This is a genomic window from Furfurilactobacillus sp. W61-4, assembly GCF_057545565.1.
The window spans coordinates 136,240-160,978 of record NZ_BAAJNZ010000006.1 but is presented as its reverse complement, the minus strand read 5'-3'; the positions used below and the strand labels follow the sequence as shown (position 1 = coordinate 160,978).

The window sequence follows — 24,739 nt, the reverse complement described above, 5'->3', positions numbered from 1 at the left end:
TCAGCGTGATTCACTACCAGGTAAATGTGCGAGTGACTTGCCACCGCGGCCGCGGACACCATCCCAGAATCCGGCATTATACTGGTTAAAGACAAAGCGCCGATTACCCGCAAACTTACTTTGCATAATCGTCGTCATCAGCCGCGGATACCAGTAGGTCAAATATAACCCTGTAACCAAGGAATTTTTACCGTGCCGCTTCATCGTTAACACTTTGTTACGAACGTTATAGTAAGTACGCCAATCACGTTGATATTTAGCAAGCGTATCCATTGATGGAATCGCTGTTTTATGGATGACCTGCGCGTCATTGATATTTAACAGTTTGGTATGTGTACGCAAACGTAACGAATATTCAAAATCATCCCACCAAATGAAATAATCTTTTTCTGGCAGGCCTACTTTATCGACTAAAGCGGTCGCAAACACACATCCACAAAAGCTAAACCAATCAATGGCGGTTTCCGCTACTCCTTCAAACGCGCTAGCCGGCAACAATGATTTCTTCACCCAATATTCGTTAGAAACAATCCCGCGCTGATCACTTTGAATTCGACCATCTGTCAACATAACGTTCCCGGAAAAAGCTTGAATATCGGGATGCTTGCGCTGGGCTAATGCCAGCTTTTCAAAGTAAGCCGGTTCATAAATGGCATCATCGTCAGACAGTGCCAGCCAGTCAACGTCTGGCAATTGAGCGGCTAACCGAACTCCCTCATTAAAGCCACCAGAACCACCAATATTTTCTGGTAATCGATGGATCTCAACTAAAGGATTTTGATCGAACCCGACACGATGTAACTCATCGGGTGTGCCATCGGTTGAATGATTATCAACCACAACAATCTTAACCGGCGAGATGGTTTGTTTGAGCAAACTATTAAGCGCTTCAACTAGCAGCCGTTTACGATTAAAGGTCACCACCACGGCAGCGTAACGCATGTTAATCTCAGTCACAATGAAGCTCCCTTCGGTAAATAATGTTCATTTTTACCTAACTTGCCACGTAGTCCGTCACCAAATGCGTGCCAATAAACCCGCTGAACGTGCCGACGATATCCTCTAAATCGTGGTGTCAAAGTTAAGCCATACTTGGCTGCCATCCAGCCAAATAACAACACTCGACCAAATAGTGGCGAGCGCGCATGGCTCAGCACCGTGGCAACATGATTTCTCAACCCATAATACTCTCGCCAATCCGGTTGATATTGACTAGCAAAATCAATCGAAGGCACTTTCGTCTTATGAATTAATTTAGCTGCGGTAACGAGCTGTATCTGACTATGTGCCCGAATGCGCAGCGAATATTCAATGTCGTCGCCCCAAATAAAAAAATCAGCGTCAGGCACACCAATTTTCTGAATCAACGCTCGCTTAACGAAGGCTCCGCAAAAAGTGAACGCATCGATCGACACCATCTCCCGGCGGTAATCTTTTTCCGGTACCGAATATGTTTTTAAACGGTCCCAGTTCCGAATGATTTGTCGCTGATCGACTTGAATACGACCATCTGGCAAAATCACCTGACCAGCAAAGCCATCAACGTCCGGCGTTTCGTCAGCAGACTGAAGTAAGCGTTCAAAGTAATCATCCGCAAAAATGGCGTCATCGTCGGACAATGAAATCCAATCAGTGTCGATTTTCTGTGCTAAAGCAACACCACGGGCAAAACCGCCCGCACCACCTAAATTCGACGACATTTTAATTTGCTCCACCACCGGTTCATTGGCAAAACGACCAGAGCCTTCGAATAATGCTTCGGTCCCATCAGTTGCCGCATTATTAATCACGAGGATCTTTTGTGGCGAGACCGTTTGTTGAAGAAGGGACTCGATTGCTTCAGTTAATAGCTCACGTCGATTGTAAGTCACGACCACCGCCACATAGCGTTGTTTTCCTTTACTCATCAGAAGTTCGTCCTATCATTCAATAATTTTTGCCCGGTAAAAAGGCCTCATTGCGGCCCAACCGATTACGATAACCGTCAACATAGCCATTAATATAAGCCTTAGTCAAATAACATGCCACTTTACGACGGTCAGGAACGACTAACATAGCGGTCAACTTTCGAATCATAACGTAAACTAAATATAAATGCGCGATCGCCATATTGGTCGAGTGTTTTTTGGTCATTGCAACACGGTTACGAGTCACATAATACTCCTTCCAAGGCGAAATTTTGTGGCCTTCATCGGTCGTCTTATGCGTGATTAATGCGTCTGACACATTATAGAATTTTGTCAGCTTTTGAGCACGCAAGGCATATTCAAAATCGTCAAACCGGATAAAATAATCTTTCTCTGGCATACCAATTTGATCAATTACATCGCGGCGTAAGACAACCCCACAGAAGGAAAAAATATCACATTCAAAATTATGCTCATACTCTGCATCCACCACTGGTTTAACGGACAGCGTGGCCGTGTTCGTCAATCGCTCACGATGAGGATGATCAATCGGTCCACTGGCAAGACGGACAGTTCCCGTCAGCACTCGATAATTAGGGTACTGCTTAGCGGCCTGCGACAATTTAGTGAAATAATCTGGCGCAAAAATGGCATCATCGTCAGCCAAACAGATCCAATCCGCCACATATGTTTTCGCCCGGGCCAATCCCTGATAGAAACCGGCCGAACCGCCAACGTTTTCTGGCAAACGTAAATAATCGACTTTTTCATTATCGCCAAACTCACTCGCCACGGCTTGATCTGTCCCATCAGTCGAACAGTTATCAACGACCACGATTTTTTGAGCCGGCGTGGTTTGAGCTAGCATACTGTGAATAGCTTCGATGAGTAAAGGCTTACGATTGTAGGTAACAATAACGCTAACGTACTTAATAGGTTTCACCTCATTTTATCTTCGGAAAGAACTTGCGCTGCAGAAATCTGCCGCCCTTGATGAACCAATTTTGATGTTCCATGAAGACAAAGTTAACTTCATGATAGCTTAACTGATTGGCCTCAATCCAGACATCCAATAAGCGTTCACTGACAAAACCGTAAACTCGACTGTTATAATCATCGTACTGGCTAATATCAGTCCGCTTTTCAAGTTCAAACAGAATGGCAAATAACCATTCACAATATTGGTTAAATAGCGGTCGTTTCATGATGAACATATTAAACATGTGTGCTGAACGTTTCGCCATCACATCATCAAAAGCTGTTAAATACGAAGGCGTCTGCTCGCCAATAATCTTACGAGCCTCATCCAACGGCTGCTGGGGATGTGCATGAATGTAATGGCTATAATTCGTTTCAATATAGTACCGGCGTTTTTTCGGCAAAATTAAATCAGTTTTTTGAAATAAGGTGTCGATTTGAGCCCGAGTTAAGATCGTGGTTAGGTTTTTTTGATGATGTAAACTTAAATATCGCCGATAATGATCCAACCCTACGGCGTCAGCATTGAGATTCTTCCACGCCCAATATAATGCTGTCAACTCATTATATGTCGAGTTTTTGAGGGAAATGTTATCGCCTGTATTATCTCCTTGAAAAGTCTGATTGACATCCGGATGTAAAGCTTTGCCAACAAATATTGGCAAATACAATGATTGATCAGCTGGCATCTCATAATTCTTATGTGTTGCAACTAACACTTTTGTATCCATTTACACAGATTGCTCCTTTTGGACGGCTTTATTCGCCATAGTAATGACGGCCACGTAGAAGAAGAAAGAAATCGTCATATAGTAATCGTTCCAAGAAAAAACCAAAATCGATAAAATCAAATACATCCACAAAAAGATTTCGAAAGCATCAATGATTGTGAGATACAATGACTTATTCGGCACGGTTGAAGCCCGTAGCTGAGGCTTGAGTTTAATGCCTAACCTGACCCGTTTCCAAATATAGTATAAAATTGGGCCGACAACGATTAGCCCATACTGAGCTAGCCATGCCCCCCAGTTACTCAACGCTGGATACTGTTGTTTCATATAGACAAACAAATATTCCGGATTATTTCTTGTGGCCCGAGGGACGAATTCCATGAGATAATTTCCAGTCCAATTATTGCCGACCCCGATAATTGGGTGATGCAAAAACGTGATCAATAACCCAATCGTGCCACCCAAGCGATTGTCGGTCCCGCCCTTTTGGAAGATGTACTGGTTAAGCAGGGTTTGAAAGGCATCCACATTCTCGAACGCTAATACAATTAGGACACTCACAACGATAGCTAACAGATAATAGAACACCTTGTGTCCGGTGTCTGACTTCCAAAATAGTGCTATCAGCGCCAGACCGATAACAAGAAAGCCGGTCGAAGTTCGGGCCAAAGCTAAGACGATCAATAGCCAGACTAATAAACCGATGTAAATCCAACGATGGTGATGCTGATCATTGGTAAAAAAATCATAGTGATTGACTAACGCGGCAATGATTGGTGGTAGAAAAACGCAACCAATTAGCGCCGCCAAATAACCAGCTTCTGCTTCGAAACCGTTCACTCGATGCATAGTGACCGCATAGCTACCCAAGTCATACCAATCTCGTTGGTACCAATGTTTTTCAAATAAGCCGGCCACAAAGTTAACCCAATCATGCATATACGGCCCGATGGTTGCGATGATTTGCGGCAGCAGAACCAATAAACTATAAACAAAAAGCCCCACGATCAGACCACGCATAAATCGCAAAATGTCTTGATCAGTCAAAATCAATACTTTAACCGCGAACCAAGCCAACACGATGCTAAGGACCACTAAGAAGATATCTAAAATCCCGTGAATCAAGCCAGCATTTTGTGTTGACGTACCAAAACGTTGGAAGCTAAGAAACATGGCCACACATTGAGTGGCTAATGCCAGTAAAACAAAAAAAAGGCCCTTTTTGGTGATTAACGGGTCTGCTAGCATCGCTGATAAGTCATTTCGATATAATCCGACCCCAACGATTAATAAGTAAAGTACAAATGGAAGACCAGCTGTTGTCACTGGAACCGCATAGGTGAATGTCCGAACAAACAAACTAATTGGAATTAGTAAACTTGACATACCTAATGCTCCTTCCCCATTTTGTAGCTATGCGTCACGACGACCACCCCTGAAAATATCCCAGGTGAAAACAATGAGACCGGTAATAACGATGCCCACTGCAGCGGCAAAAACTGTCATTTTTTTAACACTTGGTGTGGTTTCAGAGGACACACCATTGCGCTTTGCGGTCGCTAACAAACGTACTTTAGTCCCTAAGCCACTATCGTGTGCTAAATTCTTACGGGTAACTTTTGCCGTCGTATCAGCGATCGCAATCGCTAATTTCTTGCTCTTGGCTGAGCCAGATATCCGCAGCCACGCCGCACCCGGTCGAGTCGTAACTTTAATTTGATCTGGTAAAGATTCTTGATCATAAGTGTAGTCAGAACAATGCTTTAATTGAGTGTTTACTCGATCAGTAATCACTGGATCGGTGACAACATTAGCATATGTATTCGCTAACGCAATATTAGCCTGAACTTGATCAAAAGTACGGCCCCCAGCCAAAACAGTGGGTGTTAAAATCAAGCTGCGATTTGCCGTATAAGTCGTTGAACTTTTATGCCGAGCATAAAAATACCCACCCGCACCGAACACCAACGCACCGATTGCAATTACCAAGATGTTGACGACAAAAATTCGCCAGAGCTGCTTAAGCGAAAAGGACCCGTTTAACATGACTCTCCTCCAAAATACCGTTTAATACGCACCTTCGGACGTAAAAATCCGAAAGATGTTTTTAATTAAAATCGTGAAATCAAACCATAGTGAGGCCTCATCCACGTAACGAAGTTCAATTTCACAACGCTCAGGATACCCGATGTTGCTACGACCACTGGCCTGCCAGAGCCCCATTGCTCCAGGCTTTACTGATAGCAATTTATCAACCTGATCGCCGTACTCTTTAAGTTCTTCTCTAACCACGGGGCGTGGTCCAATCAGGCTCATATCCCCGCGCAAAATATTCACAAACTGCGGCAATTCATCGATTGACGTCTTTCGTAGTAATCGACCAAATGCAGTAATTCGTGGATCTTGCTTAGGTTCAAGTTTATAGTTGTTAGCAACGTATTTCGCGTATAATTTTGGGTCGCTCTTTAGCTTTTCATCAGCATTTACGACCATTGACCTAAATTTTAAAATATAAAAGTCTCTGCCAGCCAACCCAACCCGCTTTTGACGAAAAATAACTGGACCTTTATTAACCCCAAATTGATAGGTTAAGTAAACCACCAGAAAGACTGGGCTAAGAATAACTAAGGCAATGAGTGACAAAATGACATCAAAAAGTCGTTTGAAGAACAAATACCCCATTGATTTTTTTTGCATGTGAACCCGATCTATTTCCATATTTTTTCCAAGATTTACTAAACTTAGTTTAATTGACACAAATGTTAGCATATCATGAAAGATATTAGTGAACAAGACTGGACAGCGTCGGACACTTAGTTAACGGCTGAACGGTTGTGTTTAACCTTGACATCTGGCATGATGAACAACGTTATTCTCACTAGTAATCAATCATCGGCAATAGTTTATCAAAAAAAGAGTCGTTAGATAATGTAGCTTGTGACTTATTAAGCACATTTTAACACTTCCCTTTTGTGAACTACTGTCCTATTTAGAAAGGATGGACAAAAGTTGAAAGCTCTGAAGAACTTTTTTTATAATGCCTCCTACCAACTTTTGATTTTGCTCATCCCTTTAATTACCCAACCTTACATTTCAAGAGTGCTGCAGCCGGTTGGAAACGGGATTTATACAAATACATATAATACGATGCAATATTTCATCTTGATTGGCGACCTCGGTATTTCCGTCTATGCTAATCGTGAAATTGCTTACCATCGCGATAGTCCACTCGATCGTTCTAAAATTTTTTGGGAAATTGAATTGTTACAAATTCTCACAACATCTTGTGCCGCGATCTGCTTCTTCATCTTCGTTGCTTTTGACCGCCATAACTTCAGTATTCAACTGATTCAGCTTTTCTGGTTAGTGGCCGCTGGGATCGACATTTCTTGGTATTTCATGGCCCTTGAAGACTTTGGCAAAACAGTCATTCGCAACACAATCGTTAAACTAGCATCAGTTTCGCTGATTTTTATCTTCGTTAAGTCACCCGACGATCTTTGGAAATACGCCGTGATTCAAGGTGCCGCCCAATTGCTTGGCGCTTTGACATTGTGGCCTTATTTACGAGAAACAATTGTCCCAGTTCAATGGTCAAAGCTAAATGTTTTTCGTCATTTAAAGCCTTCATTGGTGTTATTTGTACCCAACATCGCCATTCAGGTTTACTCGGTGATTAACAAATCAATGTTAAAACACTTTGACTCTTTTTCAGCGCTGTCGTTCTTTACGTTTGGTGATAACCTCGTTAAAACAGTGCTGGCGATCGTCACCGCCACTGGCGCAGTCATGTTGCCACGGATTGCCAGTCGGTTCGCTCGCGGTGATTTAAAAGCGGTTCATGAGAGCCTTTACCGAAACATGAACTTTGTCGCTTCCATTTCGTTTCCTCTGATGTTTGGCCTGGCCGCAATGGGAGAACGCTTTGCACCAAAATTTTTCGGTCCACAATATCTCATCTCTGGACAAGTTATCTTTGCTGAAGCACCGATCATCGTCTTAATTGCTTGGAGTACCGTCATCGGTCGTCAGTATCTGATGCCAGTTCAACGAATGCGTGAGTACACAACTTCAGTAACCATTGGTGCCGTGGTCAATGTTGTCGCTAACATTCCTTTAATCCTGAACTTCGGTGCTGTGGGTGCAGCAATCGCCACGGTCATTGCTGAGGCAGCCGTCACCATTTACCAAGTTTGGACCGTACAGGATTCACTAGAATTACGCCGCATGTTTCAAGGACAGTGGAAATATTTGGTCAGTGGAGCAATTATGTTCTTCATCGTCCGAAAACTGACGAATTATTGGTCGATGTCAATCCTGCACATTATCATTGATGTCGCTGTCGGTGGCGCTGTCTACGTTATCTGTATTTTACTGGTGCGCGCACAGATTATTGACGAAGTTCGTCGTGTCATCCGCAGTCGCTTGAATCACAACTAATTTTTAGGAGGAACTGAAATGACCACTGCTAGTGTCGTTTATGCAACCATCACTGGAAATAACCAGGACGTCGCTGATATTGTTACCGAAGCTTTGGAAGACTTAGATGTCACGGTAACCGAATCAGAAATTTCGCAAACTGATGTATCAGATCTAACTGACAATGACATCATTGTCATTGTGCCCTACACCTATGATGAAGGTGCCCTACCAGAGGAAGGCTTAGACTTCTTCGATGACTTAGCCGATATCGATTTAACCGGAAAAATTTTTGGTGTCACTGGATCTGGCGATGTCTTTTACGGCGATGATTATGGGACTGCTGTTGATCGTTTTGATGAACGCCTCGCTAACACCGGTGCTACCCGCGGTGCGGCTAAACTAAAGATTAATTTATCTCCTGATGAAGACGATATTAGTCAACTCGATCAATTTGCTCAGTCACTGGTTGCGGCATTACCGCAACAGGATTAATTGTGGAGGCAATCTATGGGACTTATTTTTTTAATCATTGGTTTGTTGTTACTGATCGTTGCCGTTGGCGCTGTCATATATTTCACTCATGAAAATCCCCGCTCCCATGTGAGCGGCTTAATTGTGAGTGTCGCCTTATTCATCTTTGCCGTTATCTGCATTAGCCAAGCCTATTTTAAATAGCAACTCAAAAAGGATCGGACTTCATTTTGAAGTCTCGATCCTTTTTGAAACCACCAAACACCTAGTTACTAGCCTTAAAAATGTACCACTTACTAAAGAAGTAGTTGGCCACGATAACCAGCACTTGGTCGATCAGTTTTACAACAATTTCATTGCCATGAAGCAGACTAATCCCCACATACATAATCAAAACATCCAGGATTAAGGTCAACCCGCGGAAAAAGAAGAATGAACTAATTTCCCGCACTGTCTCACGAAACCCATGGGCATGCGAGGCAAAGACCCATAATTTATTGGTGATATACGCAAACAAGACTGATAAAAACCACGCAATAATATTAGCAACTTGGTAGTTCCAATGGCAAAAGTTATTTAAGATCACAAAAGTCGCAATATTGACTACCGTGGTGAAACCACCAAAGAATAAATAAGCAATTACCGATTGATATCGTTTGAACAGGCTAACGCCCCACCGCCATAACTTCATCTTTCTACATCCAATCATTTAGAATACTTTTGTCATGATACAGCACTTGACCGATAAAAATGGCAGAAACGGCAGACTTATCAAAAAAATTTATTAAATTCCAAGAATAAACATGCTATATTAATGGGCATTGATAAATGAAAGGAGCAAGTTGATGGTTGCTTGGTTGAGACAGCATCAATCCGCAATTGAATATGTCGTCTGGGGTACCTGTGCGTTTTTGATTAACTTATCGGTTTTTACCGTGCTTGATGTTTGGACACCGATGAATTATCAAATTGCCAATGCAATCGGTTGGTTTTTGGCAACGACCTTCGCTTTCTTCACCAACAAGTTATGGGTCTTTTCGACGCATGCCACAACCATCAACCAATTGTTCCGTGAAACGCTCTCCTTTTATTTTTTCCGTGCCCTCACGCTAGTCTTAGATATCATCATTTTGTTTATCGGAATTTCCTTATTTAAAGGCAACGATGTGCTAGTTAAATTGATCGATCAAGGACTAACCAATATTGCCAATTACTTTTTCTCCCGTTGGTATATCTTTAAAAGCGTTAATTAGCCGTATCAAATTAAACGAGTCATCTAAATAAGTCCTTAAAAACCGTCGCACTTCAAAAAATGCGACGGTTTTTATTTAACTTTCATGTCTAATTAATCGTTTCAACTGCCGCATCAGCCAGCGCCAACCACGAGTAAACCAATGCAGCGACTGCCGGCTCTCGATGATTTCACCGCCAAAAAATTCCTGCAATGTGGCGTTAATAACTGAGCCGGTTAAAATAACGATACCAGAGAAATCAAGCCAGATCATAATAACAATCACGGATCCCACCGTTTTGTACGTCGTCACTGAACGGGCAAAGTAATCCACATACAGTGAAAATAATTGAGAAAGCAATAACCAAAAAACAGTTGCAACGGCCGCTCCCACCCAAACGTACCGCCATTTTAGTCGGGCATTCGGGAGGAAATAATACATCAATAGCAATAAAAGAAATAACAAGCCCGCCGTTACCGGCCACTTTAACGAACTCACCACATCGAAGACATCTCGACCTAGATGCAAAATGGGCGTCAACTGGCGCACGATCAATTGGCTCAACGTGAAGAATAGAATAATGATTGCCATAATCACGATCATTAATAACATCCACAGAAAAGAAAAAAACCGATTGCTGATGGCGCTTTGATTTTCTGCCACACCATATGCTTGATTAATCGTTCGTTGAAAAGCGGCCACTACTTGACTCGTCGACCACAAGGCTACGACAGCCCCGATAGAGACTAATCCGCCACTACCACGCTGCAAAAAGGACAGAATTGCTGGCGCTAAGGTTTGATAAATATCCGCCGGAACCGCCGTTTGCAAATAGGTGAGGACTGTTTTGGCATTAATGCCTAAGATCGGCAATAAATTACCAATGACGATCACCGCAGGAAAAATGGACAGTAACGAATACCAAGCCAAAATAACGGCCGAGTTACTAACTTGCGCCGTGGTAAAGCGTTTAATAAAAATTTGAATGAACCGTTTCACCTGAGCCTCCCCCATTCCTTAACAATTCCATTATTGCTGAAAAAACAGCTCATCGCAATAATTTTACCTAACGTGTGCATCGGTTAAGGGTGGCTTTGAGTGCCAACCGAAAAATTTATCCGGTTACTGTCTGTCAGCTTTCATTCCTGACGGACGGCTCCGTCAAGCTTGCCAGCCCATCGTTGTCCAATCTTGATCTCGTTTGCGACTTTTTGAAAGATAGGGATTTCCAGCGACAAAGAAGCGTAACTCATGATCATGCCAACTTCCCTGGCTAACGCCGATCCGTGGCGACTGTGCGATGGCGATGGGCTTTTTTCGAGGTTGTAATAAAAAGGGTGCTGCTGTTAGTGCTAATTCATTCCACCGCAAATCAGTGATTCCTAGTGCAGCAGTGAGTTTGGCTGGCCCATTAGTTAATTCGACACCCTCTCTAGGGCGATTTTGCCTCATCAGGTCTACACCCCACGTTGGCTGCAGGGCCCGAATCAAAATCCCCTGTGGTGTGCCTGCTGGCTGACAAATCAAATTCATCAGAATTAACCCGCGCATTGTGTAAAAATATAACGTTCCCGGTGCACCAAACAGTGCGCGATTTGCGTGGGTCTGGCGATGACCAAAGGCGTGGGCCGCCGTGTCTTCGTCGCCCAGATAAGCTTCTGTCTCCACAATTAAACCGCCGACATCACCAACTTCATGATGAAAAATCAATTCCGTTCCAAGAAGTGATTTTGCAATTTCTTCGGTGGGCCGACCGGAAAAGAAAGCTGCCGTTAGTGCCATGCTTACATCCCCTTTCAAATACTGATCGATAAATTTATTCTAGCGCACCTGCGAAAACGAACCAATGAGAATCGCTCAGTTCTGTGGGAACACGGTGGCTTTAACCCCTTCAACTATTGAAACCAAAAAAGCATGACCTGAGGCGCCTTGCCCTAAATCTTGTCAACTTGACAGAACTTAGTGCATGACGATCAGGTCGTGCTTTAGTGACTAACACCCATTTAAATCTAGCTCAGTGACGCTTAACGCCAGCCACCAAAAAATCGTGGTCGATCATCCATGTGGCGTCGGCGAGGACCACCAAAGTTTGGATGCCCGCCATGCCGATGTGGTCCACCAAATGGTGGAAAATCTGGTGCTTCATCGAAGTTGCTTAATTTATCCTTCAACGAATCATCAAGCTTGGCCAACAAAGTTTGCAATTGCGTGATTTCATCGTCATCGAGTCCGTCAAACAAGTCAGTCAGATAGGCATCGGCTGCATCTTCACGTTCTTTGATGATTGCGCTACCAGCCTCCGTCAAAACAACATGCGTAATTCGCTTGTCGTTGTCATCAACTTGCCGCTCAATCAAGCCACGATCCGATAGTTTACTCAGCATTTCTGATAGTGAAGATGGCCGAATATCCAGCAGCTCAGCTAGTTCACTTTGGGTCACGTTCTCGTGATCAGCGATCAATTTAAGCAGACGTCCACGGCCAAATCCATGATGGTGACCATGCTCGTCTCGTCGCTTTGCAAAGCCGTAACGCTGCATTTGCTTCATCACGTCCATCATTGTTCGAAATAAATCATCGTTATTTGTTGTCATGTGTTTCCTCCATTTTAGGGTTAATTAGGTACCTAATGATGTCTATTATATAGGCGCCTAAGTATTTGTCAATCGATTTGCTCAGCCAAACATTTGCGTCTTAGCAAACACGAAAAACTACCGATTTACGTTCATTTTGTGCTACGCTACTATTAAAATGTGTGAGGTCAATGATCATGACAAATGAATTTCCGCAAGCGGTTACCATCGCTGGTTCTGACTCAGATGGCAGCGCTGGCCTACAAGCTGATTTAAACACTTTTTTCACTCGCCATGTCTATGGCATGTCGATTGTGACCGCTTGTGTAGCCGGCAATTCTTTTGGCATTCAAGATGCCACGGCAATGCCAAAATCGTTTATTGAACAAGAGTTTAACTCCTTAGCAGCTGATTTTCATGTTCGCGCTGCCAAGACAGGCATGTTAGCCGATGCTAGCTTAATTGACACGGTGGTCGAAAACTATCAAAAAGTTGATTTTGGGCCATTAGTGGTTGACCCAGTGATTGTCACCAAACATGGCGCAATGTTGTTGGAAACAGAAGCTTTTACTACGTTGCGTCAGCGCTTACTGCCGTTAGCAACCGTGGTGACCCCTAATTTTTATGAAGCTCAAAAACTGACGGAACAAACGATTCATACCGATGCGGACATGGTGACTGCCGCCAAACGTCTGCAACACATGGGCGCCAACAACGTGGTGATCAAGGGACAACATCACGATGAAAGCCAGACTCAAGTTCGTGACTGTGTCCTCCTAGAAAATGGTGAAATTATGTGGTTGTCAGCGCCTTATGTCCACACGGATCGAGTCAACGGGACCGGTGATTCACTATCTGCTTGCATCACGGCTGAAATTGCCAAGGGTCAATCCATCAAAACGGCGATTATTCTCGCTAAAAAATACGTTAATATCTCCATCGCTAATGAAATTGCGGTTGGCCATAAGTTCGGGCCAATCAATCATTGGGCCTTTCAAGGCTAACTAAATAACGGCGTTACGACCATCCACTTTTGCGTGTTTAGTCTTCGCCATCATCGTTGCGGTATGTGTTTATCTAGGACTCGTTTTGTCACTACAAACTTATTAACATCATTTTAATTTAATAAATCAAGCAGTTCTTGACGGACACGTTTAGCGGGTACGATAAAGACTGGAAAATCCGTTTCATTCCATTCGATGCGTGGTTCTGATCTGACAAATTCAATCATCCCCATTTGCATAGCCTTAATTAAAACGCTCATCGTTTGTCGCGATGAAAAAGACGGCTCGCCCAGATGCACTAAATAACCGATTGACCGCGCGTGATCGTTCTTCAACACTTTCTTAGGTTTCCCATTACGGTCAATTGCTGCAATTAAATTATCAACTAACGCTACCTTGTCATCCATCGATTAATTCCACCCTTGTCTTCACATTCACAACATCTTGACTCAATTCTACGACAAAAGGTTGGAATTAATCGAATAAACTTTTATCTATAGGTCAAAATCAGGCTATTGGATGAATAATCAGGCAGTGCACCATATATTCCGTACGTTTTGAGCCTAAAAAAGGCCGCTATATCAGCGACCTTGAGCCTTTCCTTAAAACCTATCTAGATGACCCCACCCAGACTCGAACTGGGAGCAGCCGCTTAGGAGGCGGCAGTTTTATCCAGTTAAACTATAGGGTCAGAACAGCCGATCAAATTGTTGATCGGCTTTTAGTATACACTAATTCAAAAACTGTGCCTCACCGTTACCAAAACTCCAGTCAGGACTGCCATTTTCTGAAATAACCACCATCACATCATTAGGCTTCGTGCCAGCCGTCGTTTGCAATTCAGCAACTAAGTCTTTGTAAAATGCTTGCTTTTGCGCTTCAGTCCGCCCACCACGCATCGTAATTTGAATCATCACAAAGCGTTCAGTTCGTTCAATGCCAAAACCAGTATCCTCAATGATCATTTCTTCAGGTTCATGTTGGGTCACAATTTGATAACGATCACGTTCTGGAACCCCAAAATCCTGAACTAAGATTTTGTGTTCTGCATCCAATAATGCCTTTAATTCTGCAGCGGTGCGCCCCTTTTGGACGTCAAATTTCACTAGTGGCATGGTTAATCCTCCTGGTGCATCCGGTGTTTATGCCGCATGCCTTTATTTTTAGAATGTTTATTCTTTTTACGATGGGCTACTGTTGCCTTAGTGGATTGCGGGGATTGGGCTGCCGGCCGCTGCTTTTCCGCTTTGACCCTGTGGGTTGGCTGACCACCGTGTTGTTTCTCTGATTGGACCGGCTGCTCCGTCGCACCTAGCCGATCCTGTACATGCGGGCGCTCGCTTGTTGGTCGATGATCCACAAACGTATTTTCGGCGAAATACAGTGGGCTTAACTGATAATCAGTGGTCTTCAAGGTTTGCTTTAAGCGCCGTAAATCATGGTCATTACCAAAATTAATGACTAAACCATGGGCTCCCATCCGGCCGGTTCGTCCAACTCGATGTGTATAAGTCACTGCCGAATCGGGTAAGTCAAAGTTAATCACTGCGGGTAAGTTGGGAATGTCGAGACCTCGCGCAGCCACATCGGTTGTCAGTAAAAACTTCACCTTACCTTGTCGGAAGTTACGCATGGCATCTGCCCGTTGTACCTGACGCTGCTTGCCCGCTAATGAAACGGCCTCCACGTGCTCATGACGTAGGGTTGCGGCGGCCTTCTCCAAGGCTCCCAACTGATTAAAAAAGACTAAGGCTTGAAAGCCAGCCACTCGTGAAAAGCGCCGTAACATTGTCGCCCGTAAATTGGCTGGTAAATCCATCAAACCATGAGTAACCTCACCTTGTGTCTGATCTTGGTCACGAACATCAATAGTGGTGACATCCACGCCGAATTCCTGGGTTAACTCGCCCAATGCCGTTGAAGCGGTGGCTGAAAAAAAACTCAGTTGCACATCACCAGGTGCTTCGCGAATAATATCCTCAACATCAGTCCGGGTTTCGCCGACTAATAACTCATCCGCTTCATCGATGACAATGCTGACCAATAAATGAAGTTTTAGCCGTCGATCTGAGACCAGATTAAGCACGCGTCCCGGTGTACCGACGACAACTTCAGGATTTTGCTTTAACTTCTCAATCTGACGTTTAACATTAGCACCGCCAGTCAGGGCCGCTACTTTTAAACCAATCAGGCTGGCCCAGTCGCGCATTACCGTGGCTGTCTGCTGTGCTAATTCCTGACTAGGTGCTAAGACTAATAACTGAGTCCCATCTCCTGGTAATAATTTTGCTAATAATGGCAAGGTAAAAGCGACCGTTTTACCAGAACCAGTGGGCGCCAAGCCGACCACGTTCTCGCCGGAAGCTAAGGGGATTGCCACCGCCGTTTGAATCATTGTTGGTGCTGAATAACCCAATTCTTGAAAATGGGTTTCAAAACGTTTATCCATGAACACGCTCATTTCTGTTTATCAATTAATCCTGACTGTCGGCTGGAAAGACAAGACTGGCTTTCCGCCGCAAATCGTAGAGCACGCCATTCACAATTTCACTCAGATGGAACCAAGTTTGATAATGGCGCGCGTTGTCTGGATCTTTAGGGTTATTAATGACTTCCGCAAAGTCACGAACCTCGGCCAGCATTGGATTGTCATCCGGTTCTTCTGACAATTTTTTCGTCGATCCATCAGCGGCGTGATAGATCACCGAGTTCAATTCGGCGGCATTATCCATCACAATGGTGTCCTTTAAGCCGTAAACTTCTGATGGTAAATAAGAATTTGTGTTTTTGCCAAAGTTAAGCGTGACGTCAAAATTATCATAGCCAAGGACGGCGACGCCTTTGCCATCGGCACCCGTGCGAATCGGCGTTGCGTAATAGTGGACCCGATTCGGCTTGCCAAACCAGGCCACGGCATCATAAACGACGTAGACCCCTAAATCCTGCAGCGCCCCACCGCTATAAGTTGTGGTGAAAACATTCGGATCCTTCCCGGCCAATACATCATCGTAGCGAGACGAATACTTCATGTACGTTAACATGGCACCGTTCAAGGTCTCCATGGCCGCAATCTGTTTACGAACAGCCCGGAAGTTTGGCTGATGAATATGCCGTGCAGCTTCAAATAAGCGAACATTCGGATGGGCCGCCAACGCAGCCTTAATCTGAGCAAACTCTTGTGGATTGGACACGAGTGGCTTTTCCACAATCACTTGCTTATCTGCATTAATTGCCGCTAAGGCTTGCTTAGCATGTAGACTATTTGGCGAAGCAATATAAATCACTTGTGCGTTGCCATCTCGCAAAAACTCGCCAAAATCAGTGAAAACTTGACCGCCATTTTTATCTGCAAAGGCCTGACCAGTATCCTCGTGGCGCGAATACGTACTCGTTAACTGATACTCCTGACTAGCAGCAGCGGCTTCGACAAATTGTTGCGTAATCCAATTGGTCCCAACAACACCTAAAGTTAACATGCGCAAATCCTCCATTTTGAAATGAATTTTTTCATGCGGTTACCAGCGACCAAATCCGTAATTAACATGCCCCATTTATTTGCAAGCGAGCACGCGTGCGTCCCTGTTAATGTCTCTAGTTTACCAATTTTATCAGCAAGTTTCAGTAATCAGGTCAGATTGGTTGCAGAAATGTGTTAATTCCGTTACGTCAATGGTTTCAATAAGGAAAACTTTTTTAAACGTGCTATATTTATATTTATTAAGAGAGCGTACCAAGCGGGGAAAGAGAGGACGGTTCTGTGTCAGTCAAACGAAATCTGACATTGTTCGGCGTATCAGTTATTGCGGGCTTAACAGGTGTTTTTACGCGGTCAAGTCGCAAACATACGACCCAACAATCATCATTACCATTATTATATTCTGGCACATGGACCTATTCTGATCACGATGATCATCGCATCCATCGAATTCAAATTAACCCAGATCTAAGTTTACACATTGACAATCACATTGAACCGGCCACAGTTGAACAAATCAACAGCCAAGAACTCGTTTATCTGGACAGCTTTGGTTATCATCTCAAAATCCAGGCTAATGAGCAGCGCCCCGTCGCCCTTTATGATGAAGCCGACAATGCAACGTATGTCTTGGTGGTAGCTAAACCGACGCCTAAACAATCTCAATCCAAGCCGACACTGGCCGATTCCTAATTAAATCAGCATTCCTAGCCCTAAAACGCGATCTCTTTCGAGATCGCGTTTTTTGCGCTATTTTAATGATTTACAAACAATTTTCGCCACATTTGTGTCACCCAACTGGCCTGACCAACCTGTTGTTTGGAAACGACTTTAACTTGCGGACGCCCATCGACAAATTGTGCCCCGGCTGGTGTTAGTGTTGCCCATCCAAGCGTCTGTTTAGCTCGCAATGGCAATAATCGCGATGCTTTCACGTGTAATTTGCCAGTCACCATCGGTTTCGGTTGTGCCTGTCGCCGAGCCACAAAAAACGTTGGTCGACGTCGATATTGTGTGTCCACTCGGCCACGTGATGTGTTCGCCTGCTGCAAATAAACGACTGGTCCTCGTTTGCCTGGACGAATCGGTCTTAATTTAGCAGCCACTTGATCTAACATGTGGATGGTTTCATCAAAACGGGTGTGTTGGTCAAGATAATCGCCGCTACCTAAAACCACTGTAATGACCTGCTGGCCAGCTAACTTAGTTTCCCCAACGAAATTTCCACCGATCGACGGAGAGGAACCTGTTTTGACCCCCCGTAAAGATGTACTTACCGCTTTGATGCTTAGTCAACGCATTAGTGTTAACAATTGAGTACGGCTCCCCATTGACCCCGGTAGTTGTTAACTGAGCGTGTTTGGTAATGTCGCGAACTTCAGGGTAATCCATCAGTAAGTGGCGGCTGACCACCGCTAACTCGGTCACCGATAGTTTATTTTCTGCGGTATCTGGTTGCTTGGGATCGCGTAACTCACCTATATCACCATTCCGCAATCCGGCTGGGGAAACAAACTTCGGTGTCTGGATTCCCCAGCGTCTTAGTAAACGGGTTATGGCGCTATTTGTGGCTGACACGCTACCGGTCACTGACTCTCCCAGTGCCACCGCTGCGGCATTTCCAGAGGGTAGCAGTGCATCAGCTAGCAACTCCGCAATTGTATACTGGCGATCTGCACTCAGTGGCACATTCGTCAATGCTGGTGAAGTACTTAATCGGGCAACTTTTGGATCAATTGGAACTTTCTCCTGTAACGATAATGCCTTGCTAGCAATCTTTTGTTCAACTAAGTAGACCACCAATAATTTTGAGATGGAAGCAATTGGTAATCGTTCGTTTCGATTTTTAGCAGCTAGGATCTGACCGGTTTGCTCATCAATTACCATCGCGGCCCGACTATTAATCGTTGGATCCATGACTGCCGCTCGCGCCGTTTGCCCCACTAACAACAGCGCTACCATGACAATGACGCCAATAAGGCTACCTGTCCACCGCCTCATCAATCCGTTGTCAGGCCAAACTTACGGCGCTGCTCCGATGTTAAACGCCAAGCTAGATAGTGTTCCAAAAGTTGCACATCCGTCGCCAAGTGTTCCGGACTACAAATTCGTTCATATTGACCCCGCAAGTCGCTCTCTAATAGATCATATAAAGGAACCAATCGTGGCCCAATCGCCACCAGAATCTTGAGTCGATTAACATCGCGCGCATTTTCTGGTTTAACACCAATTTTAATCTGTACATCAAAACTCCGAAAGGCAACAAAATCTGCACTGGCCCACCCAGACACAACAGAAAAATCTGGCAAGACGGTCTGCGAGTCACCGAATTGATGCGTCACTGCATCAAGAATCATTGTTTGGGCTTGGTCGATCGTCATTGACTGGTTAGTACTAGGATCTGTTGAATTCTTTTTACCAAAAATTGCCATATAATCACCCACATTCACTTAGTTGATTTTGTTTATCTCAATTCTCAGTGGCTAGCGTTTCAAACATTTTCTTGGTGCCATTATAGACCATTAAGTTCAAGGATTGCCGAGAACCGTCCACGATAATTGAACCGTTGTCATCGTAACTAATAAAATCAATGTCGGACCGATAATGCTGCTTTAATGGCTCATCGATCAAAGTTAACGTTCGCCACGTCTTACTTTTAGCCAACTTGGTCGCTTGTTGAGGCGTGACCCATAAACCAACTGGCTGGTCAGTTAGCTGCTCCAATTGCGCCTGCATCGTGGTCAAACGTTGCGTTGTCTTTTTAAGAACTGCCGGATCGCCGAGATCACCAACACTACTTGGCACAACGATCATGATCGGCAATGTGCCGGTCGAACGGCCCACCTGTTGATGAAAATACCGAACCTGACTCGTAATCGTGCTATTAGGGCTATAAGTTAGATAGACACCGATTTTTAAGGAACTGCCAACGCTACGTTGATAATTATCCGCAAAGTCATCATCTGTATAACGATTGCCAACAGTTGTCTTCAGGTAAATAAATTGCAAGCCAGTTTTGGACAAGGCTTGAAAATCGATGAATCCAGCATCCTGATCAATCGCAACACCAGTCACCGGATATTTTTTTAAGACGATCTGATGCCGTAAATGCCACCAGTGCACCCCCCAGAAACTAGCCGCCATAATCCCAATGATCGTGATGCCAACTGCTAACCAAGGCCACCATTTAGGGTGCCGCTGTCGATGTTGCCGCCGATTCAGACGACTTGGAACTGGTTGCGACTCAGCCATCAAACAATCACCACCCTACGCATCGCTTAACTTCGGTCATTTTTTCGCTGAATACTTTCACGTTCATTATTCTCGGGAAACTTCCATGGCGTGACGAATATCCTTGAGCAACCCCTCGCCGCTTTCCGTCTTGGCGCCTTTAGCACCGACCAATGTGAATAAACTATCCACAATCGTCAACTGAGCAATGAGGGAGCTCATTGACTCGCTACGGTAATTAACTTCTTCAGCTACTGATTGAAAGACAATGTCACAACGCTTAGCTAGCGGTGAAGCCGGATAACTCGTGATGGCAATCATTGGCACTTGATTATGCTTTAACTGATCAGCCACCATTAATGTGTCGTGATTACGTCCAGAATGAGAGATGAGAATCGCAACATCCTGGGAGCCTAAATTAACCGCCTGCATCAACTGAATATCCACATCGGGATGAAATTGTGCATGCACCGTCGTTCGCAAAAACTTGTGATAGCCGTCTAAAGCCACGATCGAAGAACCACCAAAGCCAAAAAAGCTTAGACTGTTCGCTTCAGTAATCAATTCAATCGCGGCATTTAGATCAGCTTCTTTTAACAACGAACGGGTCGCATCTAAAGCATTCTCAGCTCCTTGGAATACTTTGTCGACCACCACATTAGGCTGATCGTCCTCCTCAATTTCACTGAAAAAACTATCTGTCTGGCGCTCTACCCGCCCAAAACCCAGACTAAACTCGCGAAATGAGTGCCACCCGATTCGTTTCACAAAGCGACTTACGGTCGCAGTGGACACTTTCACACTGGCCGCTAACTCTTGAATGGTTTTTTCACTAGCAGTCGTCGGATTAGCTAAAATATAGTCAGCAATTTTTTTATCAGCTCCCGTAAGGTGCTGATAATTAGCCCGAATCGTACTAACGCTTGTTCGTGCGATGATCCTCGCATCCTTTCATGAAAATCAATTTATTTCTTAATGTAAAAAATTTTCTAAACTTATTATGCCGTATCCGGACCAAATTTGCACGCGCTTTAAGAAAGGTCATCATATAAGGACGAGGATGAACGAGTCGTCATCACTGGGTGGCTCGAACTCCCAACATAGAATTCTTGGTTGGCCTCCGGACAAGTTTCATTAATGGTACAACCATTTTCGTAAATTCCATTCGACAAGACGCTTAATTCACCCCAACTCGCTTAAATTCTTGTCGATAGTCACGCTACCTTGTGATAACAAGCATTGCATTTGACCTATTTTGGTTGTGAATGATCGCCTTTTCACCTATACTGGTGTCCGTAGATTCATCAATCAAGCACGTGAGCAACTCAGCTGTGATACCGGTTTGAGTTTTATCGCATGTCTACTAAAAAAGGAGCATTTCACTATGGATTATATGGTCGGAATGGATATAGGAACGACCAGCACCAAGGCCGTTTTATACGACCTAGATGGTAACGTCTTGGCCTACACCAACAAACTGTACTCGTTATACCGGGATGCCACAGGAATGGCCGAAGAAGACCCTGAGGAAATCCTTGAAGCTGTCGTTAACGGCTTGCAAGAAATTTTACGCAAGGCCGATCTTAAGAATGGCAAACTTCACGGCGTTTCCTTCTCAAGTGCCAACCAAAGTTTGATCGCCCTAGACAAAGATCACAAGCCGTTAACTCGAGTAATTACGTGGGCTGACACCCGGGCCACGAAATATGCCGATCAGCTAAAAGCGGATGGTACCGGTAAGGCTTTATATGAACACACCGGAACTCCAATCCACCCGATGTCTTTGCTCAGCAAGTTACTGTGGCTTAAGAACGAAAAAGCTGATATCTATAATCAAGCAGCTTACTACTGTGGCATTAAGGAATATATTTTCTATCGCTTACTCGGCGTTTGGCAAATGGACATTTCCGTAGCTAGTGGCACGGGGATCTTTAATATCTTCGACTTAGCATGGGACAAAGATGCACTAGCTTTGACTGGTGTTAGTGAAGCGCAGTTGCCAAAAATTGTCGACGGTTATGCACAGTCGACTGGGATGCGCGAAGAATACGCCAAGGTAATCGGCTACCCCAAGGATGTTCCCTTTATTCAAGGGGCCTTTGATGGTGCGTTATCTAACTTGGGTGTTAACGCCATTGAAAAAGGCGTCGTCGCTGTCACTATCGGAACTTCAGGTGCCGTCCGCGTGGTTACTGATCATCCGGTTATTGATCCCAAAGGACGTGTCTTCTGTTACGCACTGACTAAGGATTTATGGGTAGTCGGGGGCCCCGTTAACAATGGCGGTGTCGTCTTCCGTTGGGCTCGTGACAACCTGTTTGATGCTGAAAAGAGCACCGCGGCCTTACTACAAGAAGACTCCTATGATCTGTTGACTGATATTGCCAAACGGGTTCCGGCAGGATCTAACGGCCTACTGTTCCACCCCTTCTTAGGTGGTGAACGCGCACCAATCTGGGATGCCGACGCCCGTGGGTCATTCTTCGGATTGACACAAATGCACACTCGCGCACACATGATTCGCGCCGTGTTAGAAGGTATCGTCTACAATCTGTACACGGTGTTGCTCGCCTTAGAAGAAGTCGTCGGTGAACCAAAATCAATTATGGCTACTGGTGGCTTTGCCCGGTCAGAGCTCTGGCGTCAGATGTTGTCTGATATTTTTGAGCAACCAGTCACGATTCCAGAATCCTTTGAATCCTCATGTTTAGGTGCTGCTGTGGTCGGCATGAAGTCATTAGGTTTGATCGATGATCTTTCAGAAGTTAAACGCTTTGTCGGCGAAACACACACGTACCAACCAAATCCAGCAAACTTCGAAGTGTATCGTGAATTGGTGCCAATTTATATCCGCTTAAGTCGTCAATTACAAACGGAATACTCAAATATTGCGAACTTCCAAAAGAAACATGCTCAACCTGGTGAAACGACTGACTAATCAAAACCATTGTTTAAAGACCCCATCGAATGATGAGGTCTTTTTTTGATAAAAAGATTCAACATCTTATCAAAAACGTAGCTGATTGTGTCTAATTATCTTGATGTAAATTAAATTCATCAGGAAAAAAGTTTTCGTGATCCGGCTGATCTTTTTTCTTGTGTAATCCCTAATTAGTCGCATCTGTGTGAGCAACTTTGCTTACTGGTTTGAAAAAGTTATTCACTTTACGAATGTAAGTGCTTTCTTATTTGTCTTTTTTTTGGTATCGTTTTCAAGTAAGTTATTCATTATTCATTTTTTTCTTTGGAAGGAGCTATACATCATGTCAGGAGTTATGCCTTTTGTGGTGTTGTTCTTGGGAATTGCCCTCTTATTGGTTCTCATTATTCGTTTCAAGATCAACACCTTCCTCGCATTAGTCATTACCGCCGTGTTAGTTGCCCTTGGCTTAGGGATGCCAATGGACAAGATTGCCCTCTCCGTGCAAAACGGGATTGGCAGTCAACTCGGTGAATTATCAATCGTCTTCGGTTTTGGAGCGATGTTAGGTCGGTTAGTTGCCGACGCCGGTGGTGCTTATCGGATTGCGACCACCTTGATCCAACGATTCGGTAAAAAGCGGTTGCAGTTGGCGATCGTGCTGGCTTCGTTTATTATCGGAATCGCCTTGTTCTTCGAAGTTGGGATGGTGCTATTAATTCCAATCGTCTTCGCCATCGCGGTTGAAGCAGAAGTTCCAATTTTATACCTAGGAATTCCGATGGCCACAGCACTGTCTGTTACTCACGGATTTCTTCCACCTCACCCGGCACCAGTGGCAATCTCAGCGGCTTTACATGCCAATGCTGGTCGTGTGCTGTTGTTCGGGATTATCATCGCGATTCCAACCGTTTATATTGCTGGACCAGTTTTCACCCGGCTCGCTCAGCGTTATGCGCCTGGCGCCTTTGAACGGAAAGGTAATCTTTCTTCATTTGGGGAGATTAAAGAATTTAAGTTAGAAGATACACCTAGCTTTGGTTCATCCGTCTTAACTTCCCTCTTCCCGGTTATTTTCATGGCAATCACCACCTTGTATCAACTCATCTTTACCAATGGTGAACTACCAAAACACCCAAGTAACTTAGATCAATTTATCGCCTTTATCGGTAGTCCAAGTATTGCCATGGTCTTATCGTTGATCTTTGCGATGTGGGCTATGGGTTGGCGCCGTCAGCGATCGACTAAAGAAATTATGACCTCGATGGAAAATGCGGTGAAATCCATTGCGATGCTGTTGTTAGTTATTGGTGGTGGCGGTGCCTTTAAGCAAGTCCTCATCGATGGTGGGGTTGGTAAAGCCGTTGCGACCATGTTTATTCACACTAACTTCAGCCCGTTACTACTAGGTTGGCTGGTCGCGGTTATTTTGCGGATCGCACTTGGTTCAGCCACCGTTGCGGCTCTGACTGCTGCCGGAATCGTGGCCCCGTTAATGGCTCAGGCAGGAGTTGATCCGGCGCTAATGGTTATCGCCATTGGTTCTGGCTCATTAGCCGCTTCCCATGTCAACGACGCTGGTTTCTGGATGTTCTCAGAATACTTCGACTTGTCAGTTAAGCAGACATTGAGTATCTGGACTGTTTTGGAAACGATCATTGCGGTGGTCGGAATCATCGGCGTGCTCTTGCTGAATATGGTTTTCCACTAAAACGAATTTCATCAATGTATGCCAAAAGTGTTGCTAGCCATCGGGGTAGCAACACTTTTTATTGTCCATTGATTAGTATTGATT

28 protein-coding genes and 1 tRNA gene are annotated in these 24,739 nt (G+C 44.5%); 8 read left to right on the top strand and 21 right to left on the bottom strand.

The window, feature by feature from the left end:
* The 7 genes from AC27FN_RS08895 to AC27FN_RS08865 are packed head-to-tail and all read right to left on the bottom strand — an operon-like array spanning position 1 to position 6,313.
* Positions 1-957 carry a glycosyltransferase family 2 protein gene (locus AC27FN_RS08895; protein WP_487167628.1) on the bottom strand — a complete coding sequence of 319 codons (957 nt, stop codon included), beginning with the start codon at positions 955-957 and terminating at the stop codon, positions 1-3.
* Complete coding sequence (locus AC27FN_RS08890; protein WP_487167627.1) at positions 954-1,907, bottom strand: glycosyltransferase family 2 protein; 954 nt, start codon at positions 1,905-1,907, stop codon at positions 954-956. The genes AC27FN_RS08895 and AC27FN_RS08890 overlap by 4 nt, the downstream gene beginning before the upstream one ends.
* Positions 1,908-1,926: 19 nt before the next feature.
* Positions 1,927-2,850, bottom strand: a complete 924-nt coding sequence (locus AC27FN_RS08885) for a glycosyltransferase family 2 protein (protein ID WP_487167626.1) — start codon at positions 2,848-2,850, stop codon at positions 1,927-1,929.
* Position 2,851: 1 nt separating this feature from the next.
* Positions 2,852-3,616, bottom strand: coding sequence for a DUF4422 domain-containing protein (locus AC27FN_RS08880; RefSeq protein WP_487167625.1), 765 nt, complete (start codon positions 3,614-3,616; stop codon positions 2,852-2,854).
* Entirely contained in the window at positions 3,617-5,002 is a 1,386-nt protein-coding gene (locus tag AC27FN_RS08875; protein ID WP_487167624.1) for a hypothetical protein, read from the bottom strand.
* Positions 5,003-5,029: 27 nt separating this feature from the next.
* Complete coding sequence (locus AC27FN_RS08870) at positions 5,030-5,662, bottom strand: Wzz/FepE/Etk N-terminal domain-containing protein (protein WP_487167623.1); 633 nt, start codon at positions 5,660-5,662, stop codon at positions 5,030-5,032.
* Between the two features lie 21 nt (positions 5,663-5,683).
* Positions 5,684-6,313 (bottom strand): sugar transferase, encoded by a 630-nt coding sequence (locus AC27FN_RS08865; RefSeq protein WP_487167622.1) that lies wholly within the window; start codon positions 6,311-6,313, stop codon positions 5,684-5,686.
* Between the two features lie 312 nt (positions 6,314-6,625).
* Here AC27FN_RS08865 and AC27FN_RS08860 point away from each other — a divergent pair, with 312 nt between their 5' ends.
* From AC27FN_RS08860 to AC27FN_RS08850, 3 genes are read left to right on the top strand one after another with little or no spacing between them, the layout of a single operon-like run.
* The gene (locus tag AC27FN_RS08860; protein ID WP_487167621.1) at positions 6,626-8,056 is read left to right on the top strand and encodes an oligosaccharide flippase family protein; all 1,431 of its coding nucleotides are present in this window, start codon (positions 6,626-6,628) and stop codon (positions 8,054-8,056) included.
* An 18-nt stretch (positions 8,057-8,074) separates the two neighbouring features.
* The gene (locus AC27FN_RS08855; RefSeq protein ID WP_487167620.1) at positions 8,075-8,530 is read left to right on the top strand and encodes a flavodoxin; all 456 of its coding nucleotides are present in this window, start codon (positions 8,075-8,077) and stop codon (positions 8,528-8,530) included.
* Positions 8,531-8,545: 15 nt separating this feature from the next.
* A complete protein-coding gene (locus AC27FN_RS08850; protein WP_487167619.1) occupies positions 8,546-8,713 on the top strand; it encodes a hypothetical protein in 168 nt (55 codons plus the stop codon).
* A 61-nt stretch (positions 8,714-8,774) separates the two neighbouring features.
* Here the strand turns inward: AC27FN_RS08850 and AC27FN_RS08845 are convergent, their stop codons facing one another.
* Positions 8,775-9,200 carry a GtrA family protein gene (locus tag AC27FN_RS08845; protein ID WP_487167618.1) on the bottom strand — a complete coding sequence of 142 codons (426 nt, stop codon included), beginning with the start codon at positions 9,198-9,200 and terminating at the stop codon, positions 8,775-8,777.
* A 154-nt stretch (positions 9,201-9,354) separates the two neighbouring features.
* Between AC27FN_RS08845 and AC27FN_RS08840 the strand changes: the two genes are divergently transcribed.
* The gene (locus tag AC27FN_RS08840) at positions 9,355-9,762 is read left to right on the top strand and encodes a GtrA family protein (RefSeq protein WP_487167617.1); all 408 of its coding nucleotides are present in this window, start codon (positions 9,355-9,357) and stop codon (positions 9,760-9,762) included.
* A gap of 75 nt (positions 9,763-9,837) precedes the next feature.
* Here AC27FN_RS08840 and AC27FN_RS08835 read toward each other — a convergent pair whose 3' ends face one another.
* The 3 genes from AC27FN_RS08835 to AC27FN_RS08825 form a co-directional block, all read right to left on the bottom strand.
* Positions 9,838-10,740 (bottom strand): YihY/virulence factor BrkB family protein, encoded by a 903-nt coding sequence (locus tag AC27FN_RS08835; RefSeq protein WP_487167616.1) that lies wholly within the window; start codon positions 10,738-10,740, stop codon positions 9,838-9,840.
* Positions 10,741-10,902: 162 nt separating this feature from the next.
* Positions 10,903-11,523 carry a DNA-3-methyladenine glycosylase gene (locus AC27FN_RS08830; protein ID WP_487167615.1) on the bottom strand — a complete coding sequence of 207 codons (621 nt, stop codon included), beginning with the start codon at positions 11,521-11,523 and terminating at the stop codon, positions 10,903-10,905.
* A 242-nt stretch (positions 11,524-11,765) separates the two neighbouring features.
* Positions 11,766-12,335 carry a MarR family winged helix-turn-helix transcriptional regulator gene (locus tag AC27FN_RS08825; RefSeq protein ID WP_487167614.1) on the bottom strand — a complete coding sequence of 190 codons (570 nt, stop codon included), beginning with the start codon at positions 12,333-12,335 and terminating at the stop codon, positions 11,766-11,768.
* A gap of 176 nt (positions 12,336-12,511) precedes the next feature.
* Here AC27FN_RS08825 and thiD point away from each other — a divergent pair, with 176 nt between their 5' ends.
* Complete coding sequence (gene thiD, locus AC27FN_RS08820) at positions 12,512-13,318, top strand: bifunctional hydroxymethylpyrimidine kinase/phosphomethylpyrimidine kinase (protein WP_487167613.1); 807 nt, start codon at positions 12,512-12,514, stop codon at positions 13,316-13,318.
* Between the two features lie 113 nt (positions 13,319-13,431).
* Here thiD and AC27FN_RS08815 read toward each other — a convergent pair whose 3' ends face one another.
* From AC27FN_RS08815 to AC27FN_RS08795, 5 genes are all read right to left on the bottom strand, one after another.
* Positions 13,432-13,725: a hypothetical protein gene (locus AC27FN_RS08815; RefSeq protein WP_487167612.1), complete on the bottom strand. Its 294-nt coding sequence runs from the start codon at positions 13,723-13,725 to the stop codon at positions 13,432-13,434.
* 211 nt (positions 13,726-13,936) lie between these two features.
* Positions 13,937-14,009, bottom strand: a tRNA-Arg gene (locus tag AC27FN_RS08810).
* A gap of 40 nt (positions 14,010-14,049) precedes the next feature.
* Positions 14,050-14,433, bottom strand: a complete 384-nt coding sequence (locus AC27FN_RS08805; RefSeq protein ID WP_487167611.1) for a tautomerase family protein — start codon at positions 14,431-14,433, stop codon at positions 14,050-14,052.
* Positions 14,434-14,435: 2 nt separating this feature from the next.
* Entirely contained in the window at positions 14,436-15,767 is a 1,332-nt protein-coding gene (locus AC27FN_RS08800; protein ID WP_487167610.1) for a DEAD/DEAH box helicase, read from the bottom strand.
* Between the two features lie 25 nt (positions 15,768-15,792).
* Positions 15,793-16,794, bottom strand: coding sequence for a Gfo/Idh/MocA family protein (locus AC27FN_RS08795; RefSeq protein ID WP_487167609.1), 1,002 nt, complete (start codon positions 16,792-16,794; stop codon positions 15,793-15,795).
* 281 nt (positions 16,795-17,075) lie between these two features.
* Between AC27FN_RS08795 and AC27FN_RS08790 the strand changes: the two genes are divergently transcribed.
* Positions 17,076-17,486: a DUF4828 domain-containing protein gene (locus tag AC27FN_RS08790; protein ID WP_487167608.1), complete on the top strand. Its 411-nt coding sequence runs from the start codon at positions 17,076-17,078 to the stop codon at positions 17,484-17,486.
* Between the two features lie 62 nt (positions 17,487-17,548).
* Here the strand turns inward: AC27FN_RS08790 and AC27FN_RS08785 are convergent, their stop codons facing one another.
* The 5 genes from AC27FN_RS08785 to AC27FN_RS08765 all read right to left on the bottom strand — a co-directional run bounded on the left by AC27FN_RS08785 (position 17,549) and on the right by AC27FN_RS08765 (position 20,936).
* Positions 17,549-17,971: a hypothetical protein gene (locus AC27FN_RS08785; protein WP_487167607.1), complete on the bottom strand. Its 423-nt coding sequence runs from the start codon at positions 17,969-17,971 to the stop codon at positions 17,549-17,551.
* A gap of 25 nt (positions 17,972-17,996) precedes the next feature.
* Entirely contained in the window at positions 17,997-18,794 is a 798-nt protein-coding gene (locus AC27FN_RS08780; protein WP_487167606.1) for a D-alanyl-D-alanine carboxypeptidase family protein, read from the bottom strand.
* Entirely contained in the window at positions 18,794-19,225 is a 432-nt protein-coding gene (locus tag AC27FN_RS08775; protein ID WP_487167605.1) for a hypothetical protein, read from the bottom strand. Before AC27FN_RS08775 ends, AC27FN_RS08780 begins: the two co-directional genes overlap by 1 nt.
* 37 nt (positions 19,226-19,262) lie before the next feature.
* The gene (locus tag AC27FN_RS08770) at positions 19,263-20,045 is read right to left on the bottom strand and encodes a GH25 family lysozyme (protein ID WP_487167604.1); all 783 of its coding nucleotides are present in this window, start codon (positions 20,043-20,045) and stop codon (positions 19,263-19,265) included.
* A gap of 66 nt (positions 20,046-20,111) precedes the next feature.
* A complete protein-coding gene (locus AC27FN_RS08765) occupies positions 20,112-20,936 on the bottom strand; it encodes a MurR/RpiR family transcriptional regulator (RefSeq protein WP_487167637.1) in 825 nt (274 codons plus the stop codon).
* A gap of 472 nt (positions 20,937-21,408) precedes the next feature.
* On the opposite strand from AC27FN_RS08765, the gene gntK reads away from it, so the two are divergent.
* Together gntK and AC27FN_RS08755 are read left to right on the top strand one after the other, a co-directional pair.
* Complete coding sequence (gene gntK, locus AC27FN_RS08760; RefSeq protein WP_487167603.1) at positions 21,409-22,962, top strand: gluconokinase; 1,554 nt, start codon at positions 21,409-21,411, stop codon at positions 22,960-22,962.
* 337 nt (positions 22,963-23,299) lie between these two features.
* A complete protein-coding gene (locus tag AC27FN_RS08755) occupies positions 23,300-24,655 on the top strand; it encodes a gluconate:H+ symporter (RefSeq protein ID WP_487167636.1) in 1,356 nt (451 codons plus the stop codon).
* Positions 24,656-24,739 lie beyond the last annotated feature (84 nt).